The organism is Microbulbifer mixtoriginis (SeqCode) (assembly GCF_052468275.1).
Map to the genome: position 1 here is coordinate 4,021,037 of NZ_CP174341.1, position 16,873 is coordinate 4,037,909.

A 16,873-nucleotide genomic window follows, 5' to 3' on the forward strand; every position below is an offset into this window, starting at 1 on the left:
AGTAGATCCAAGATCTTAAGGAATCTGCTTCACAGTAAAATCAACAGCTATTTGAAGAACCAAGGACCCCATACCTACTTTTCAATTGATAGATACGGGATCTATGGGAACTACCCAGCTGTAACTTCAACTATTTACCAGGGCTGCTCTTCACCAAGGTGAATAAACTGACCGTTAGGGCCGTCACTATCAATCAAGGCAAGCTCCACAACAGTTCTCGCCCCTTCGGTCACATCCATTGGCGCCGCGCTGGTACCCAAATCGGTTTTAACCCAACCTGGGTGTGCGCTGTTTACCTTAATAACAGTATCTGCAAGACTTTGGCTCAAAGAAACTGTAAACATATTAAGCGCAGCCTTTGACGCATTGTAAGCGAAGGGCTTCACTGCACTCCAACCAGAGTTCTGGTCAGCATTCACAGCTAAAGAACCCAGAATACTGCTCACGTTCACGATACGGCCAGCTTTACTCTTCTTTAGCAGTGGCAGAAGATCTTGCGTTAGACCAATTTGAGCGAATAAGTTAATACTAAAAGTGGTGTTCAGATCCTCCTGCGAAACTGTTTCACTATTGTTCTGGCCCCACTCCCCCTCAACGATAACACCGGCATTATTCACCAGAATATCCAGCCGACCATATTGCTCCGTAATCTTTTGAGCAGCTCGTGCCCTATCTTCTGCTTTGGTAATATCCAGCTCAATAATATCAATTGGTGCCACCTCACCATTCCAAGTAGCTTGAACGGCCTCCAATTTCGCTTTATCTCGACCAGACAGGATTACTTTGACTCCCTGGTTAGAAAGCTGCTTGGCAGCCTCCAGACCAATTCCTCGATTTGAACCGGTGATCAATGCAATTCGATCATTAGACATGGTAAGTCTCCTGTGAGTTAAGTTGCTTCAAACACAGGAGCATTCTATTATTCGATAAAATAGAAACAATTATATAAAAAGAAAATGAATGTTCGCGAATTAGAAACAATCAGTCTTAGAACTTTATCTGTTTTTGTCCATGTCTGTAGGACATTAAACCTATCGCTGGCTGCAGATCAGCTGGAACTTCCTAAGTCAACGGTTAGTAAGGAGGTTTCAAGACTGGAATCCCACCTGAAAGCCAAACTATTGGATCGTACCACCCGGCGTGTTGCACTGACAGAAGTGGGGGCTATTGCCTATGACCGGGCTCTGCATTTGATAGAAGACTTTAAAACCATGCAAAATGATGTGCTAGTAATGGATCAGCAGGTCCAAGGCTTATTGCGAATCTCAGCCCCGCCAGCCCTGGGTGAATTTCTCTCCAAGAGAGTTTTACCCACTTTTTTGAAGCGCTGGCCAAAAATTACCGTCTCCCTAAACCTCACTTACGACTTTGAAGACCTCTTCTCCCAAGGCATTGACCTCGCGTTTCGTGTTGGCGACATACATGATGAGCGCCTGATTTCCAGAAAGCTTGGCAGTTCAACGCGAATTCTCGTAGCCAGCCCTGAATATCTCACCACACAGGGAAAACCACAGCAGCCCAGCGACCTAATAAGCCATAACTGCCTGAGATTTCAATTTAACCCTGGAGATACCGAGTGGGCGCTAACCTCTAAACAATCGACAATGACTTTACCCGTTAATGGGAATTTCTTTTGTGCTAATATTTCAGCCCTGAAAAATGCGGCAGTCAATGGGCTGGGAATTGCGCAATTACCAATCAACAATATTATGGAAGAGTTAGGCAAAGGCTCACTCGTTAATATTCTTCCAGACTGGCATGTTCCACCAATGGACATTCATGCCGTTTACCGCCAGGGACTCAATAAACCCAAGAAACTCGCTGCATTGTTAGACTTTCTTAAAGAGGAAAAAAATTTATTTAATTGGAGTATCTAGCGGCATGAAGGGAATCCTATACGGTCAACCACCAATCGCCCCTCACCTGTATCGCCACCAGAGTATTCCCTAAGAGTATTTGAGCTGAATTTTTAACCTTATCTCAAATAACATTACAACAACAAAGCCCTCAAAGGGCTCCGCCCAAAATCATAATCCCAATAGGCAAAATTCTTTGCATTTAGAGCCTCTCAGGAAAACACCCAGAAAGCCTACTCTTCTAACAACAAGCATCGAAATCAACTAAATACCAAGCTCTTAGATTTGACAGGAAGACTCTATTCTTCTCACTTTTTCCACAGAAGGAAACCCTGTTACCATCCCCCTTACAGCAGACTTTGTGACAGCAAACAGAGACTTGTTTAACTTGAGGCTTTCAGCCAACTCTGGCAGATGCGTCCCTTTGCCGCACAAAGCTTGAATTGCCGAATAAGTCCCATGTGACCATATCCCAAAAACCAAGCATATAAAACTGTCTTTATGGTAGGGGTTTTTCGAAAAAAATATAAACCCATAATCTTCTGTAATTGAATCTCCTAAAACACTCGACTTATAAACACTATCATCAACCTCATCAATCGCATAGCGGCCTAAAAAATCCATTTTGAACTTTTCATCTATTCTTCTAGTTAGCAATAAATCACGGCTCACAACATTTATAGCGGGCCCACCGACACAGATAAAGGTCTTGTGATCATCTACAAAATTATGAGAATCATGAAAAATTACTTTTCTTTTCGGATACACCCTCTCAATCCGATCCTTTAACAACTGTATTCCAAGAGACTCATCGTAGGGCATAAACAGCACATTATCAGGAATTCGACTTTGTGTTCTAGTAATCTCGGAAAACAGTGTTCTTTGCTTTATCAAAGGAAGCACCACGTGAATATCAGAGTCAGAATCACCAAAGAATTTATCCCACAGAGCCTTATAATCTTTTGCATCAAATTTTTTCTTTAAAATTGCTGCAGAACCAATAAAGCTAGCAGTAAGAAAAGCCTCCACAAATGGGGCCGAAAGGAAATCCAAAAGAAAATCTGCAAATGTTAGCACCATTTCCACCCCTAGTCAGGCCACCAGACACCCTAAAAATTTTATACAATGAAAATCTGTCAAATAAGGGGCAAACCTAGAAAACCCTTATTAAAGGTTGCAGAAATTTAAACTACAACCATTGTAGACAAATTGTAAATTCCATCAGTACGTGAATTTTATTCTGGCGCTGAAATACATAAATGGAGAAGTGTTATTAAAAAGATTTCAAACAACTAAAAATCTTCCGACTTAGCAGATAAAAGATGCCCAGCATACTCACAAAAGCCGGAAGCTGGGCAAAGATATTATTAAGTAGACATCTACCGCACTGATAAGTGCTATTACACTTCCACAGCAACTCTTTCCAACAGATGCGCTTCCGGCAACGCCCACTCAATGGGCTTTTCACCTCGCTGCTGCAACCAGTGGTTAGCTTGAGAGAACGGCTTGGTGCCAAAAAAACCGCGGTGCGCTGAAAGGGGGGATGGGTGAGGGGCGCGTAGTACCAAGTGTTTATTGCGATCAATAAAACCGCCTTTCTTCTGTGCGTAACTACCCCAGAGTATAAACACTAGACCTTCACGCTGCTCGGCCAGCTTATGGATAGCGGCATCGGTAAACTGCTCCCAACCGCGCCCCTGATGGGCACCAGCTTTACTGTCCTCTACAGTGAGGGTGGCATTGAGTAGCAGCACTCCTTGTTCTGCCCAGGGTTGTAGACAGCCGTGGTGCGCTGGAAGTATCCCCATATCAGAGTGCAATTCTTTGTAAATATTTTGTAACGATGGCGGGATTCGTACGCCGGGCATCACAGAAAAGCATAAACCGTGCGCCTGGCCTATCCCGTGATAGGGGTCCTGCCCCAAAATCACCACTTTCACCTGATCAAATGGGGTGGAGTTGAAGGCATTAAAGATCTGCCCACTAGGTGGATAGATGCGTTTACCGGCCTCTTTTTCTCCCCGCAGAAACTGACGTAGTTCAGCCATATAAGGCTTTTTGAATTCCTCGCTCAGCACATCGTACCAGGAGGGGTGAATCTTAACTTTTTCCGGAACCGGCATTATCAAACCTTCAGAATCTTTTTTACGTACTTTTGCAACTCGGGCACCACAGCCTCTTCAAACCAAGGTCTTCGCCGCAGCCAAAGTGTGTTGCGCGGGCTCGGGTGGGGCAAAGGGAAATACCCTGCGGGCAGGGCATCGCGGTAATGGCGCACATTCTCTGTAATATTGCCATACCAATGCGGCAGGTAGTGTCGCTGGGCGTATTGTCCCACCAACAGCGTGAGTTGCAAGTGAGGTAGCTGTTGCAGCAAGCGCTTATGCCAGGTGACAGCACACTCCGGGCGCGGTGGCAAATCTCCTCCCTTACCTCGCCCCGGATAACAGAAGCCCATGGGAATAATGGCAATCTGGGATTCATCGTAAAAGATATCCCTATCGATCGACAGCCACTCGCGCAGACGATCACCAGAGGGGTCATTCCATGGGATACTAGTGGCATGAACCTTAGTTCCCGGCGCCTGACCAATGATCAACAAACGAGCAGATTCTGCCGCTCGCAGCACCGGATTAGCTCCCAGTGGCAGGTGATCCTCACATAGACGACAAGCGCGTATCTCCTCCAATAAGGTTGGTAACTTCTCGACGACCACCTATTGCGCCCCTTCGGGATAAGCTAGATGTAACAGAAGCGCCCTGCGATCTTGAGGGTCATGTATACGGCTGATATTGTCGTTGTCAAACACTATAAAAATGCCCGTATCGCCCACTGCCAACCCATCGCCTTTGCCCCCAGTGCGGGATACTTCATAGCCCAATTCAGAGGAGTTCTCTTGCTCCCAATAATCCAAGCACCACTGCGCCTTCAAGCTAGGTAATTCTCTCCGACATACCGCAGACGCATTGGGCTCCAAAGTAAACAGCGCGCCATCATAATAGGACAAACCCGCCAGGTTTTCTGATTGCCCGCGAAAATTAAGCCCCTCTACAGCCGGCGGTGTAAAAATTTGCACTCCCCCCTTGGGGCCAAGCTTAACTAAAGCACGGGGATCGCGCTCTAGCACCATCCAAAAATCATCGCCAACTTTCTGTAAGCCTACGCCTGAGAGGTTGTACCCCTGCATATAGCCCTGAGCCTTAGCTGTGGTCGACCACATATTTTCCAGCCAACGTCCCTGCCCCTGCATATCAACTTCGGCAATGCGGTTGTAGCGTTCGCTCAACAAATACAAATTATTATCTACACAGCTGATGGCTTCAAAATCCATTGCCGCTGCCGGTCGGGTAAGATCCAATAAAAAGTACCATACGTTTGTCGGTCGATCTTTCTTTGGAACATTCAAACCAGAGAGTGTGACAAAGGGCTCCAGCTTGGCATGAACACCCTTTAAAACGATCTGATAAACTTTCTCTGACTTTTTATCTGAAATAGTAAGAAGTCTGCCATCACAAAAAGTTAAACCAGAGAGGCTCAACCCTGCGCTGGCATTTACCCAATAATGCTGTACTTTTTTAGCGGGAATAATGTCAGCAGCCATCGCTGAAGGCACCAACAAACTGATAAAGAAAAATAAAATTCGCTTGATCACGATTTTTCCAATCCATCGAGAAATGAATGAACTAAAAGGATAATTAGTGATTTGGCGCATTCTTAGATCTTCTAATTCACCGTTTACCTTTCAGAGAAATGGAAAAGTCTCTCTCCATAAAGCCGCTGCCAACATACTCTAGATCGCTAATCACTAGGAAATAGCATAGCCACCATAATACCCATCGACAATTTTTGCGCTACAAGGAGGATAATACGATACCCGATTTAGGAGGCAGACTAAACCCAAGCCAAAAGTTGGCAAATAAAAGGAGAGGAAATGAAAAGAGTTCGACGCCGAGCGCAATAAACGTGACGCCGAAATTTATCGGCATAGTGCCAATAGAGCTGCAATTAATTTGCCATTTCCGGCATTGCAAGGTGTAGCAGTAACGCGCGCTTATCTTCAGGCTCTTGCGCACGGCCAACATTGTTATTGTCCAGCACCACAAAAATGCCCTTCTCGCCCACAGCCAATCCCTCACCTTTTCCATAGCGGGTTTCCTCATAAACACGCTCTGGAGACTCTTCAAGCGAGCGATAATCCAGACACCACTCCGCCCGTAGACTGGGCAATACTCTGCGACAAACTGCGTGCGCATTGCGCTCCAAGGTATAGAGGGCGCCGTTAAAGAAGTCCAGGCCGGCTAAATCCTCAGAGCGATCAGCAAAATTTAAACCCTCTACCTGTGGCAAAGTAAATGCGCTGGCCTCTCCATCTGAATCCAGCTTCAACAGGCCCCTTGGCTCACGCTCCATCGCCACCCAGAAAGTATCGCCAGCTTTTACCAGGCCCTCACTGGAAGCGTTGCTCTTTTGTAAGAAACCTTGAGATTTGGCTTCACCCGACCAGATATGCTCTTGCCAGCGCGCATTCCCCCCTGGGTCCACCACGGCAATGCGATTGTAATGCTCACTGACCAGAAAGATCTGATTCTCACCACAACTAACGCCCTCAAAGTCCAGATCTTCTGCGGGGCGGAAAAACGCTTTAAAGCTCTCCCAGACATTAACAGGCTCGTCACGTTCCGGCACTCCTAGACCACTCAAACGCAAAAAGGACACCAGATCGGCGGAACCTTCGCTGAGCTCTAATGAGTAAATCTCTCCAGAATTCTTATCGGAAACTGCCAGCAACTTGCCAGCACAAAAGCTTAGGCCAGAAATATCCAGACCTTCGCTATTATTCACCCAATAGCTGGCTTGCAGCTTGGCGGGAGAAATCTCCACTGCCGCCAGCAAGGGGGAGAACAGCACGATAGCAATGCCAGAGAGATAATTTTTGATCACTGTGTAACCATTTAATCGCGGAAGTTATTAAATTGCAGTGGCTGTTCCAGTTCCTTACCACGAAGTAAGGCAATTACCTGTTGCAGATCATCGCGCTTTTTCCCGGTAACCCGCACCTGTTCACCCTGAATAGCCGCTTGCACCTTGAGCTTTTCATCTTTGATCAGCTTAACGATTTTTTTTGACAATTCTTTATCCAGGCCATTCTTTAGGGTCACACCCACTTTAACCTGCTTACCAGACTGCTCTTTTTCACCTACATCCATAGCCAGCGGATCGATATCACACTTGATCAAGGCACCACGCAGCATATCCACCATTTGGTCTACTTGCATATCCACCTCGGCACGGACCACCAGAGAGAAATCGCTCATCTCCACTTCCGCATCCACGCCTTTAAAGTCAAAGCGATTAGTAACAGTGCGGTTTACCTGATCCACTGCGTTAGTCAGCTGGTGCTTGTCTACTTCAGATACAATGTCAAAAGAAGGCATTAAATTCTCGGCTCCTATTTCCAGATTTGCGGAGTAATCTCCGTATTGTGATCGTTATCGGCCAACCAAATATGGCCGTCTTGAATGGTGATACTGAAATCCATATTGCGCTCAACCATCTGTGCCAATTGCTCAGTGGTGTCCGCAGCGAGATTGTAAATTCTAAGGTTGTCAAAACGTTCGAGCTGATTCTCCAGCTTTTGCCACCAGATCGGTGCGGCACGACGCCCGTAACTGTATACCAAAACCCGCCCGGCACGGTTACAGGCCTTGCGCAAGCGCTCCTCAGCTGGAAGACCCACTTCTATCCATAGGTCGATTTCTCCACTGAGGCTCTTTTGCCATAAATCCGCCTCCTCATCAGATGAGAGGCCTCGGGTAAACTCCAATAACTCGGATGCATTGTGTGCAAACGCCAATAAGCGCACCATCATACGCTCATCTGTTTCTGAAGGGTGGCGCGCCAAGGTCAGCTGGTGTTCCGCGTAGTAGTCACGGTCCATATCGGCTATTTGCACCTTGGCTTTGAAAATTGTTGCTTTTAGTGCCATTTCGGCTCCATCTCTACGCCACCTTCAGCACTACAACTGAGGCGGACTATTCTTGGTTGGTTTACGGAAGAATAAGGATATTCCGCATGACCTCTGCTACCGGCAACAGCCTGCTAATTTGGCGCTGCACCATGCTGTGTCTGATGGCAAGTCTCATCAGTGGCTGCGGCGTAAACAATATCCCCACCTATGACGAACAGGTAAAAGCCGCCTGGGCTCAGGTGGAAAACCAGTACCAGCGTCGCGCAGACCTAGTGCCTAACCTGGTGAAAACCGTTCAAGCCTATGCCGGGCATGAGCGGGAAACCCTTCAGGCCGTAACCGAGGCGCGCGCCAAGGTGAACTCACTTCAGCTGGACAGCAACCTGCTCAACGATCCGGTCAAATTACAACAGTTCGAAGCCGCACAGGCACAACTCTCCAGCGCCTTGTCACGGCTGCTGCTTGTGGTCGAGCGCTACCCCAACCTCAAAGCCAATCAAAACTTTCTCAGCTTGCAATCCCAGCTAGAAGGCACCGAAAACCGCATCAGTGTCTCGCGGCGGGATTATATCCAGGCAGTGCAGCGCTACAACCGTGAGATTCGCACTTTTCCCGGTCGTATTTGGCACGCACTCCTATATCGAGATATGTCTTTGAGGGAGACCTTCCAGGCCACCAGCGAAGAGGCCGAGAAGGCTCCGGAAGTCAATTTCTAGTAGGCCGCCGGGAAACCCTTATGACACGCTCCCTTCTGACCTTGTTGACGCTCATTACAGCATTACTGGCTTTGGCTCTATGGGCCGAGGTACAGCTCCCTCCTCTATCCGGGAGGGTGGTGGATAAAGCTGAGCTACTAACTGCCGAAGAGAGATACAAACTTACAGAATTGATTCAGCAATACGAATCTGAGAGCAGTAACCAACTGGTGGTGGCCACCCTCCCAGAGCTCCAGGGTATCACCATAGAGGAATACGCCAATCAACTGGCAAGAGAGTGGAAGCTGGGCCACAAGAAGAAAAACAATGGAATTCTCTTCTTGATAGCCCCCAAAGAGCGCAAGCTCCGAATTGAGGTTGGCTACGGCCTCGAAGGTGCTCTCACCGATGCGCTATCTGCCAATATTATTCAAACCAAGGTTCTGCCGGAATTCCAGAAAGGGAGTTATGCCGGTGGAATTAATGCCGGCGTGAACTCAATTATTGCCGCCACCAAGAACGAATATGTGGCCGAACCGATCGAGACCAAGGAGGGCCGACGCCTGGCCTTTGTAGTTGGGCTATTTCTCTTACTGGTAATGCTGCATCTGTTTGGTAGCTCGGTCCTCAGCTCACCAATTCATGGGCGTAATTATAAACGCGGTCGCTTTGGCGGCTACTATGGTAGCGGAGGCTTTGGCGCGGGGCACCCTAGAGGAGGCTTATCCGGGACTGGTACAGGCGGTGGATTTAGTGGAGGAGGTGGCGGATTTGGCGGAGGAGGTGCTTCGGGAGGATGGTAATGCTTAGTAATAGCTATCAACGCCAGGTGGCGGAGGCCATCAAAGAAGTGGAGATCCAAACCGACGCGGAGTTGGTAGCTATTGTCGCGCGGGAAGCCGATAACTATTTGTATATCTCCACCCTTTGGGCTGCCTTCTTGACCCTGCTGTTATCGCCACTATTCCAGTTCCTACCCTGGTGGCTCAGCTTTCAGCAAGCCTTTCTGCTACAGTGGGTTCTCTTTATTGCGCTGGCAGTACTGTTTCGCTGGCGGCCGATAACCATGCGCCTTGTACCCAAAAAGATCAAATACTGGCGCGCCTCAAACCTAGCCCGCCGTCAATTTCTTGAACAAGAGCTGCATAGCACCAAAGATCGACTGGGTCTGTTGATTTTTATTTGTGAAGCGGAGCACTATGTAGAAATTCTGGCAGATCGCGGCTTGGCTCAGCATGTATCCAACGACAACTGGCAGGTTATTATCGAGCAATTTGTACGGGAAATTAAGCGCGGTAAGGCTGGGGAAGCACTGTTACTCTGTATTTCCCAATGTGGAGACTTATTAAAAGATGCAGCCCCCTGTAGTGCTGTGAAAGATGAGTTACCCAACCACCTGATTCTAATTAACTAACCTAATTTATTGCCCTACTTACCCTTCAGGCGTGATTTTAACGCCACAATACTTCTATACCTACGCTTTAACAACTCCTTCTACTAAGCTGCTGTAAAGGAGCAATAATCCCCATGAAAAATTAAAGCTTATGGTGATTATGCACTTATAAAACCCATTAAAAGTGAAAACTAAACCAGATAAAAACAAAGTCAGCCACGCCAATTTAACTGGGCCTGGCAATTAATATTAAGCTTAAAAAATGTCAAATAAAAACTTCAATATCCGTATGAAAGCATCCAGCTCACAGAAAAGTCCAGCGCCAAATACTAGTTACGCCTATAACTACAGTGATTCCTCGCAACCAAAAAATTAGAAAACCTAATGAGAAAGATCTTAATTACAATTTGGTTATTTATATCGGCTTCACTGTCCTCCACTATCTGCGCCGACTATATCAATCTCACCGGTGCGGAGACTGCACCAAATATTGCAGAAATAGAGATACTCAATAACAATCTTTACATCAGCCTAGAGGTTTCTGCAGCTGATGCGAACGCGTTTTGGCCGGGAATACCACCTACAAAGAGTATTTATGAAATAGCTAGACTTGCTCTTGCACAAAAAGAGATCGCCATTGAGGTGCACTCCCCAGAGGGTAAAATTGAGCCGACTATAACCTCTGTCAGAATTGCCGAGAGAAAACCGAGAAACTCACCTTTTGCGGGAAGAATAGATCCAAGGACAGGCCTGCTAAGGCCGAATTTTCCAGCCGACAAAACCATACTGTTGGCAGATATCGAGTTTCCAATAAAAGGCTTGAGCAATCTGGAAATACGTCCACCACTGGATTCCGATGGGGCTGTCTTAGCCACAATAGGATTTACCAGTCAACACGGCCACACATCAGTAAGCAGTTTTCAATATTTGTCTCAAATAGAAAAGCTGAAAATTGATTGGGGAGATCCTTGGAATACTCGCTTTGAAAACCAAGCTATAAATCGGCACAATCGCTATCCCCTTAGGTCTTTCCTCTACGTGGAACCTCGCCAGGTTCGCCACGAAATTTTATTGCGCCCAAGAGATTTATTACAATGGACCGACCAACCCTTTGATGCCTGGAAGCCCCTTACAGCCAAGCGAAGAAAAGAGTTAAGAGCAACTACAGAGAAATTCCTACAGAAAAAAAATCCCACTAGCATCAACCAAACGCTGGTTGAACCTATCAGCACGGAAACAGTTTTTCTCAAGGCAAACGATACAGGCTTTACCACAATAGGAGAGCATGAGCGGATCGAGATAGGTTCATTACTGATCGGTTACCGGGAAAAATATCATGTTAAGGAGCTACCACAAAGTGTTACTATCGACTGGAACCTCTTTACAGAATCTATCAAATCAGTTCCCACACTAATACAAGATCCGGCTGGTCCTTTCCCAACACATGTTATGCCGGACTTTCCCGACATTCAATGGCGCAATTATTTATATGATTACCGTGCTCCCAATAGTGATCCAATCCCCATTGAGAATACCATAGCGGCCATACCCATGGCGGTGCTTTTCTCCTTCTGCTTTGCAGTATTTTTCATTCTCACCCTGCGAAGCAAAAAGGTTGAGACAAAAAACAAACATCCGATACTCTTTTACGGCATTGTAATTATTTGTGCCGTACCCATTTATTACACCCTTCCAAGTGAACTGCGCATCCCCCTGCCCGGAACCATAAACAAGCAAGAAATAAAAGAAATTACCGAGACAATACTTGATCGCCTTTCCGCTGCCTATGAAGAACCTCAAAGTGAAAAATTAAACGACCAGCTTGCCAATCTAGTAAGCAGTGAAAATTTTGATTTTACCGTCGCAAACTTGTCACAAGTTTACCAACCTCTAACCAACAGCGGCAATAAGGGTTCTATTAGATCTATCCGTGACCTGGAAATTGAGCACGCAGATCAAATGATCCTAAACGGAAATAAAATTTTCAGAATTGTTGGGAAGTGGCATTCAATGATTGAAGATTACAGCTGGGGACATATGGAGCAATTACCGCGAGAAACTCGTGCAAGTATAGAAATAACCCAATCAGACAAGTATTGGAAGATATCCGCCTTTACACCACTATCTATACGATAAGCCTGCCACTAGAGTTGGCAACTAAGTGCCATGAAAAAAAATATCTCAAATTTAATTAATCTCCTCTCTTTTGCTCTGGCTCTCCACCTATCTGTAATATCTCAAATCACTGAAGCCCACTTTTCACTAAACCTAAATATAAGAATTCTACATATTGAGCACACCATCAATGGAACCAGCCTCTATATGAGACTGCCTCTTTCCTATTTACTGGCGGATAAGGCGCAACATGGTATTGATCCCTACTCGGGGAAAATTCCATATCAAGTACCATATACTCGCAACAGCTTGGAAAATGATCGGCTGGTTCACTATGTGGATGTCGAACAATTCACGATCGACCCTGAGGGGGTGGGCAATATTGCCGCAGCAGCGACACATATCCTCTCTACTGATCAGGAGCTTAAAGGGCATGTAAAGTCAGTACGCCTTTATCCTATTGGCAACGAGCCAGCCTTTGCCACACTTGCAGAGGCAAAACGAGCCCTTTCTAATAACTTTGCACAGATGGCACTTAACAACTCGCTCCATGTCAGTGACACACTGGTTGATATCCACATCCATTACCCTACTCAGCAACCGCTGGAAGAATATCAACTCTTTAGCTCCCTGAATCCAGGGCTTCCCGATCAAGAAAATACTGCAAATTTAATCCTCAGTTATAACCCTGGAAAAATCCAGATTTTCCGCTCTAGGGGGCTAATGCGAGAGCCTGTTCAAATCCGCTATTCCAGTATAGATGCCATCAATACCTTTCTAAAGGAGGGCATGGTACATATTATTCAGGGGCTAGATCATGTGCTTTTTGTACTTTGTCTTAGTCTTGGTGCCCTCGCTCTCCCCTTATTATTCTGGCGTGTCACGGCCTTCACTATCGGCCACAGTATTACCCTATCCGTAGGTTTCTTTGGTTTTATTCCTAGCACTGTCTGGTTTGTCCCACTGATTGAAACCGGAATCGCCATTTCCATAATCTATATTGCTTGGCTTTCAATGAGACAAAAATCGATCGCCTCTATATCCACCGAGCGTACAATCTTTTTAACTTCCTTGATGTTGGGCTTACTGCATGGACTGGGATTTTCCTTTGTATTACATGAAATACTCAACATCAACTCACCTAATATTTGGCAGAGTTTGTTAGCATTTAATCTCGGCGTAGAGGCTGGTCAAATTTTAATAATTTTAGCAATCTGGCCTCTGCTTTATTTAGCCAGACGTCGACAGAAAAACTGGGAATCTAACCTACGCTACACAATTGCCACTATATGCTGCGCCATTGCCTTACTCTGGACTTTTGAGAGGGGTTATGAATTGGTGAACGCCATACAGCAAGAAAACCAACCCAGAACCAATATTACAATCAGCAACAGTAAAATCTAATTCATGATTTCATCAGAGAGCAAGTTATAAGCCTCATTATATCGAACAATAAATCTAACAATTTAAAGTTAAAGACAGCCACAAATCAAGTAGCACTCTATTTACTGGATTTGTAACCAAGAACCGAAAAGGTAACCACCCCTATAGACTCAATGGAACAAGCCAACAACAAGGTATTATTTTTTATAACCATCGCTATTCGCCCCCAAGGGATCTTATTAAACTCACCAGCAGAGTGCATTCTGCACGCCATTACCCACTTCCCCCCCTGCCTCACAACCAAAAACAAATTCGACCACACCCTACTTAGAGCTGAATGAAAATAGCATCCATATAACATATGGGCATCTCAGAACAAATGATATCTATTAATCTAAAGGAAAAAATCACCGATATCATCATAAATTAATACTCCCTCATAAATATCTTAGTGTATTTTTCGAGACAGATTGCATTTACTTAATTGAATCAGGGATTCTGCACGGGCGCCTAAATGCCCTCCAACACTGGAAACTCTTACAGATGTTCATGTATTTTGCACTGCACAAGCCGGGATAAATAAATCCACTTCGCTACAACCCCACTGGAGGTCTCTCAGCATGCATGACTACCAAATCTACACCCTAGAAGAATAGCTCCTTGTATTATTTGCCCACCTGTTAATCGACAATACTATTTCCATTAAACAGGCTAAAAACGAACAACAGAAAACTTACACAGAAAAAATGGGGATACAACCGCCCCCTAGTTACTCAGAATTAAAACCACCTACCCCACAAACAAGAAGGCCTGCTCTTAGGCTAGGTCAATCTAGAACAAATACTAGTAACCAAAAAGATGCTTCCCTCCATTTACAACTTACAAACATTCAATCTCGGGGGACATGATCATCCTTAGCAGATGGGTTGGTAAAGCACTCTTTCTTCGACGGCAAAACTGGGCCAGTGGCCACACACCAAGTCAGATTAGCTTTACCAAGGTAATATCACCTTAACCAATAACAAGTACCAAAATATAACGAATAGTTTTGCTTTTATTTAATCACTATTTAAAGGCTTGAATCGCTGCTTTATATATTAAGATTACCAAGGGAATATTGGATAAAGCGAAGACAACAAAGCGAAATTCTATTATATTCACTAAAGCCTGAACAAGACTATGAATCACTCTTAAACCCACATATGCCCAAGCAGTATAAACGACAAACTCCGTGGCTGCGCCTAGAAAAGCCAATGAGAAAACTGCTGCGTAAAATAGAGTAGGCTGCTCCATTAAATGATTATAATTATCCGCCTTCCATCTAACCCTTGCCGGAAGCTGTGACATCTGGACTCCGGATGGCACTTCAGAATCCAACTTCATTTTCATAGATGCAATCGCCGGCAATCTTGTTGCGTACATCCAAAACCACATAACCATTGACCAAACCAGCAAAGCCACTACTGGCTGAATTAATTGAACCGTTGAATTCATCTTATTTCCAACATTTAATTTTTATTTTCCAATAATGAACCGGACCTTTAGGGAAGCAAAATTACAAAGCTTAAGTTATATCACCTCACCCACCAAGCAAAAGCTATCAAACTTAATCTAATTCAACATGCAATAGCAGATACGGATTCCCTCAACCATCCTATTGAGACCTACCAATAACGATGACACCTAATTTTCTTAAGCATCCAGGGTTTGGCCTCTATATTCATCGATATTTTTTCGTTACGCCTAACTTTTATTGAATATCTAGCAGCAAGGGTACCGGTCTCAACCACTCTCAACTCAAGCGCAATAAGCAACACCTCAATAATCCTATCACTTACCCCACAAAAACCAAACCCCAACTCCATCTATCACGTACAGTAAATTAACTTTATCAAAATGTTGCTGCACGATAAAAACTTATATTTAAAAAAACACCTCTATTTATCAGATATTTGTTACCACACACTCATAAAACTCTGGAGTTTCAGAGGGCTCAATCTTACTGACTTTTTCTACATTAACTTTTGAAACAACACCCCCAAAACTGAAATGTAAAAGTATCCCCCTAATAGACTGCGTCATATGCCACTGCCCGGTTTCCTTAAGCATAAAACCCTAACTATTTTACTTGCCACCCGTTGATTGCGATATTTTGGAAGAACAAAGATATCAGACAATTCCGGCATTTCCATACCAACAATTTCGGCTTGCTCTATAGTTACAATACCAGCAATTCCACCTTCAACCAGAACAACAAATGCATCACATTCTACATTGCCAGATATCACATCACTTAGATGCTCTTCATCTATAGTACCGACCTCTACTATCAATATCTTCCAAATTAAAGGAGCTCTGATGATATTGATAGAACTGCCATAACATAAAAAACGAATCGGCATAATCGCTCACGAAATTGACCCGATAAGTACTCGCTGCCACGGTCAGAGTGAAAGATCAGCTTCGGATGATGTCCACGGTTTCGTACCGCCCTATCGATACTAGCCAGTGTCAGAGAGGCATCCCTCCTACTGTAGCGATCCACGACTACTGACAAATACTGCCAGCTGCCATCTCTGAGCTTTATATAAGTAACATCACCTACCCATAGCTGGTTCGGGCACGTTAGCTTGATTCCCTATATCTTACATGTGATCCCGTAAACATGTCTGTAAGTACCTGGCCTAGCCGTATAGAGCCTCGATTTTACAGCCTAAGACCATGATTTCGCATGATCCTTGCCACCCGTTTTTGACCAACTTTTATACCCCTCTTTTTCAGATCCTGGGTGATCTTAGGACTACCACAGCAGCCATCATGCCGGTTAAAAATTGATCTTATATGTGCAAACAGCTCACTATATTCTTGTCGATGTTCACACATGCCCCGGCGGCGCCAAGAATTGTATCCATCACGGGTGACGTCATAGATCCGGCACATCATTGCGATACTGTGCTTCTCCCTGTTTTGATCTATGAACTCGAAGATTTCCTTTTTTGTAGTAAAGAGAATCGGGTGGTTTTTTTTAAAAGGGCGCGCCCTTCCTGAAGCAGATTGTACTCCTGCTCCAGTTTCCTGAGACGCTTCAGCTCGGATTTTACCTCAGAATCTATGTTTATGTTTTTCTTCTTTGCCATGATCTGCCCCCGCCGCATTTCCATGCGCCAACGATAAAGCATCACGTCATGGATATCGAGAGCATCAGTCACGTGTTTTGCTAGTACACCGGGGGTATCCGCTGTTGCCTTAAAATCGTCATCGTAACGGTTGTAGTGTTTTCTTCGTGCCATAAGACGCCTCCCCATACCAGTTAGGTGGAGGTGTGTGTAAAAACGGGTTAGGCTCCCTCTGAGTCCAATCCTTTTGTTAAGTCATCAATCATGGCCCTAGAGAGTATAACGCCCAGTGCAGCGGTGTGTATTAGAGCGTCCGAAGGGAGATACTGCCTTTGCTTGTATGGTTG

At 45.2% G+C, this 16,873-nt stretch carries 19 protein-coding genes; 6 read left to right on the forward strand and 13 right to left on the reverse strand.

Going from position 1 to position 16,873, the window contains the following annotated elements; genetic code table 11:
• Nucleotides 1-134 precede the first annotated feature (134 nt).
• Entirely contained in the window at nucleotides 135-872 is a 738-nt protein-coding gene (locus ACJJIC_RS17605; protein ID WP_445357528.1) for an SDR family oxidoreductase, read from the reverse strand.
• 84 nt (nucleotides 873-956) lie between these two features.
• Between ACJJIC_RS17605 and ACJJIC_RS17610 the strand changes: the two genes are divergently transcribed.
• Nucleotides 957-1,877, forward strand: coding sequence for a LysR family transcriptional regulator (locus ACJJIC_RS17610; RefSeq protein WP_252082588.1), 921 nt, complete (start codon nucleotides 957-959; stop codon nucleotides 1,875-1,877).
• Nucleotides 1,878-2,135: 258 nt separating this feature from the next.
• Here the strand turns inward: ACJJIC_RS17610 and ACJJIC_RS17615 are convergent, their stop codons facing one another.
• From ACJJIC_RS17615 to ACJJIC_RS17645, 7 genes are all read right to left on the reverse strand, one after another.
• Nucleotides 2,136-2,936 carry a hypothetical protein gene (locus ACJJIC_RS17615; RefSeq protein ID WP_445357529.1) on the reverse strand — a complete coding sequence of 267 codons (801 nt, stop codon included), beginning with the start codon at nucleotides 2,934-2,936 and terminating at the stop codon, nucleotides 2,136-2,138.
• A gap of 320 nt (nucleotides 2,937-3,256) precedes the next feature.
• Nucleotides 3,257-3,979 carry a uracil-DNA glycosylase gene (gene ung, locus ACJJIC_RS17620; RefSeq protein WP_445357530.1) on the reverse strand — a complete coding sequence of 241 codons (723 nt, stop codon included), beginning with the start codon at nucleotides 3,977-3,979 and terminating at the stop codon, nucleotides 3,257-3,259.
• A 2-nt stretch (nucleotides 3,980-3,981) separates the two neighbouring features.
• A complete protein-coding gene (locus tag ACJJIC_RS17625; RefSeq protein WP_444902788.1) occupies nucleotides 3,982-4,572 on the reverse strand; it encodes a uracil-DNA glycosylase family protein in 591 nt (196 codons plus the stop codon).
• Entirely contained in the window at nucleotides 4,573-5,508 is a 936-nt protein-coding gene (locus tag ACJJIC_RS17630) for a YjiK family protein (protein WP_444884208.1), read from the reverse strand. It abuts the gene before it with no gap.
• Nucleotides 5,509-5,861: 353 nt separating this feature from the next.
• Nucleotides 5,862-6,797, reverse strand: a complete 936-nt coding sequence (locus ACJJIC_RS17635) for an esterase-like activity of phytase family protein (protein ID WP_445357531.1) — start codon at nucleotides 6,795-6,797, stop codon at nucleotides 5,862-5,864.
• An 11-nt stretch (nucleotides 6,798-6,808) separates the two neighbouring features.
• Nucleotides 6,809-7,291, reverse strand: coding sequence for a YajQ family cyclic di-GMP-binding protein (locus ACJJIC_RS17640; RefSeq protein WP_444909094.1), 483 nt, complete (start codon nucleotides 7,289-7,291; stop codon nucleotides 6,809-6,811).
• Nucleotides 7,292-7,305: 14 nt separating this feature from the next.
• Nucleotides 7,306-7,842, reverse strand: a complete 537-nt coding sequence (locus tag ACJJIC_RS17645) for a YaeQ family protein (RefSeq protein WP_444909093.1) — start codon at nucleotides 7,840-7,842, stop codon at nucleotides 7,306-7,308.
• An 86-nt stretch (nucleotides 7,843-7,928) separates the two neighbouring features.
• Here ACJJIC_RS17645 and ACJJIC_RS17650 point away from each other — a divergent pair, with 86 nt between their 5' ends.
• From ACJJIC_RS17650 to ACJJIC_RS17670, 5 genes are all read left to right on the forward strand, one after another.
• A complete protein-coding gene (locus ACJJIC_RS17650) occupies nucleotides 7,929-8,540 on the forward strand; it encodes a LemA family protein (protein WP_445357532.1) in 612 nt (203 codons plus the stop codon).
• 20 nt (nucleotides 8,541-8,560) lie between these two features.
• Nucleotides 8,561-9,322: a TPM domain-containing protein gene (locus ACJJIC_RS17655; protein WP_444884204.1), complete on the forward strand. Its 762-nt coding sequence runs from the start codon at nucleotides 8,561-8,563 to the stop codon at nucleotides 9,320-9,322.
• Nucleotides 9,322-9,933 carry a TPM domain-containing protein gene (locus ACJJIC_RS17660; protein ID WP_444909091.1) on the forward strand — a complete coding sequence of 204 codons (612 nt, stop codon included), beginning with the start codon at nucleotides 9,322-9,324 and terminating at the stop codon, nucleotides 9,931-9,933. Before ACJJIC_RS17655 ends, ACJJIC_RS17660 begins: the two co-directional genes overlap by 1 nt.
• Nucleotides 9,934-10,296: 363 nt before the next feature.
• A complete protein-coding gene (locus tag ACJJIC_RS17665; RefSeq protein ID WP_444909090.1) occupies nucleotides 10,297-12,048 on the forward strand; it encodes a hypothetical protein in 1,752 nt (583 codons plus the stop codon).
• Nucleotides 12,049-12,078: 30 nt separating this feature from the next.
• Entirely contained in the window at nucleotides 12,079-13,431 is a 1,353-nt protein-coding gene (locus tag ACJJIC_RS17670; protein ID WP_445357533.1) for a HupE/UreJ family protein, read from the forward strand.
• A 1,044-nt stretch (nucleotides 13,432-14,475) separates the two neighbouring features.
• Here the strand turns inward: ACJJIC_RS17670 and ACJJIC_RS17675 are convergent.
• From ACJJIC_RS17675 to ACJJIC_RS17695, 5 genes are all read right to left on the reverse strand, one after another.
• The gene (locus tag ACJJIC_RS17675) at nucleotides 14,476-14,904 is read right to left on the reverse strand and encodes an MAPEG family protein (RefSeq protein WP_445357534.1); all 429 of its coding nucleotides are present in this window, start codon (nucleotides 14,902-14,904) and stop codon (nucleotides 14,476-14,478) included.
• Between the two features lie 584 nt (nucleotides 14,905-15,488).
• Nucleotides 15,489-15,812: a GNAT family N-acetyltransferase gene (locus ACJJIC_RS17680; RefSeq protein WP_444909087.1), complete on the reverse strand. Its 324-nt coding sequence runs from the start codon at nucleotides 15,810-15,812 to the stop codon at nucleotides 15,489-15,491.
• The gene (locus ACJJIC_RS17685; RefSeq protein WP_445357906.1) at nucleotides 15,755-16,045 is read right to left on the reverse strand and encodes a DDE-type integrase/transposase/recombinase; all 291 of its coding nucleotides are present in this window, start codon (nucleotides 16,043-16,045) and stop codon (nucleotides 15,755-15,757) included. The genes ACJJIC_RS17680 and ACJJIC_RS17685 overlap by 58 nt, the downstream gene beginning before the upstream one ends.
• Before the next feature lie 71 nt (nucleotides 16,046-16,116).
• Nucleotides 16,117-16,353 (reverse strand): IS3 family transposase, encoded by a 237-nt coding sequence (locus ACJJIC_RS17690; protein WP_445357535.1) that lies wholly within the window; start codon nucleotides 16,351-16,353, stop codon nucleotides 16,117-16,119.
• A 29-nt stretch (nucleotides 16,354-16,382) separates the two neighbouring features.
• Nucleotides 16,383-16,700, reverse strand: a complete 318-nt coding sequence (locus ACJJIC_RS17695; RefSeq protein WP_445357536.1) for a transposase — start codon at nucleotides 16,698-16,700, stop codon at nucleotides 16,383-16,385.
• Between the last annotated feature and the right edge of the window lie 173 nt (nucleotides 16,701-16,873).

What these genes read in the sequence shown, in the direction of transcription:
- ACJJIC_RS17660 (WP_444909091.1), top strand. Translation starts at nt 9,322, where the DNA reads ATGCTTAGTAATAGCTATCAACGCCAGGTGGCGGAGGCCATCAAAGAA.
- ACJJIC_RS17680 (WP_444909087.1), bottom strand. Translation starts at nt 15,812, where the DNA reads ATGCCGATTCGTTTTTTATGTTATGGCAGTTCTATCAATATCATCAGA.
- ACJJIC_RS17650 (WP_445357532.1), top strand. Translation starts at nt 7,929, where the DNA reads ATGACCTCTGCTACCGGCAACAGCCTGCTAATTTGGCGCTGCACCATG.
- ACJJIC_RS17605 (WP_445357528.1), bottom strand. Translation starts at nt 872, where the DNA reads ATGTCTAATGATCGAATTGCATTGATCACCGGTTCAAATCGAGGAATT.
- ACJJIC_RS17695 (WP_445357536.1), bottom strand. Translation starts at nt 16,700, where the DNA reads ATGGCACGAAGAAAACACTACAACCGTTACGATGACGATTTTAAGGCA.
- ACJJIC_RS17690 (WP_445357535.1), bottom strand. Translation starts at nt 16,353, where the DNA reads ATGATGTGCCGGATCTATGACGTCACCCGTGATGGATACAATTCTTGG.
- ACJJIC_RS17610 (WP_252082588.1), top strand. Translation starts at nt 957, where the DNA reads ATGAATGTTCGCGAATTAGAAACAATCAGTCTTAGAACTTTATCTGTT.
- ung (WP_445357530.1), bottom strand. Translation starts at nt 3,979, where the DNA reads ATGCCGGTTCCGGAAAAAGTTAAGATTCACCCCTCCTGGTACGATGTG.
- ACJJIC_RS17665 (WP_444909090.1), top strand. Translation starts at nt 10,297, where the DNA reads ATGAGAAAGATCTTAATTACAATTTGGTTATTTATATCGGCTTCACTG.
- ACJJIC_RS17675 (WP_445357534.1), bottom strand. Translation starts at nt 14,904, where the DNA reads ATGAATTCAACGGTTCAATTAATTCAGCCAGTAGTGGCTTTGCTGGTT.
- ACJJIC_RS17640 (WP_444909094.1), bottom strand. Translation starts at nt 7,291, where the DNA reads ATGCCTTCTTTTGACATTGTATCTGAAGTAGACAAGCACCAGCTGACT.
- ACJJIC_RS17645 (WP_444909093.1), bottom strand. Translation starts at nt 7,842, where the DNA reads ATGGCACTAAAAGCAACAATTTTCAAAGCCAAGGTGCAAATAGCCGAT.
- ACJJIC_RS17670 (WP_445357533.1), top strand. Translation starts at nt 12,079, where the DNA reads ATGAAAAAAAATATCTCAAATTTAATTAATCTCCTCTCTTTTGCTCTG.
- ACJJIC_RS17615 (WP_445357529.1), bottom strand. Translation starts at nt 2,936, where the DNA reads ATGGTGCTAACATTTGCAGATTTTCTTTTGGATTTCCTTTCGGCCCCA.
- ACJJIC_RS17655 (WP_444884204.1), top strand. Translation starts at nt 8,561, where the DNA reads ATGACACGCTCCCTTCTGACCTTGTTGACGCTCATTACAGCATTACTG.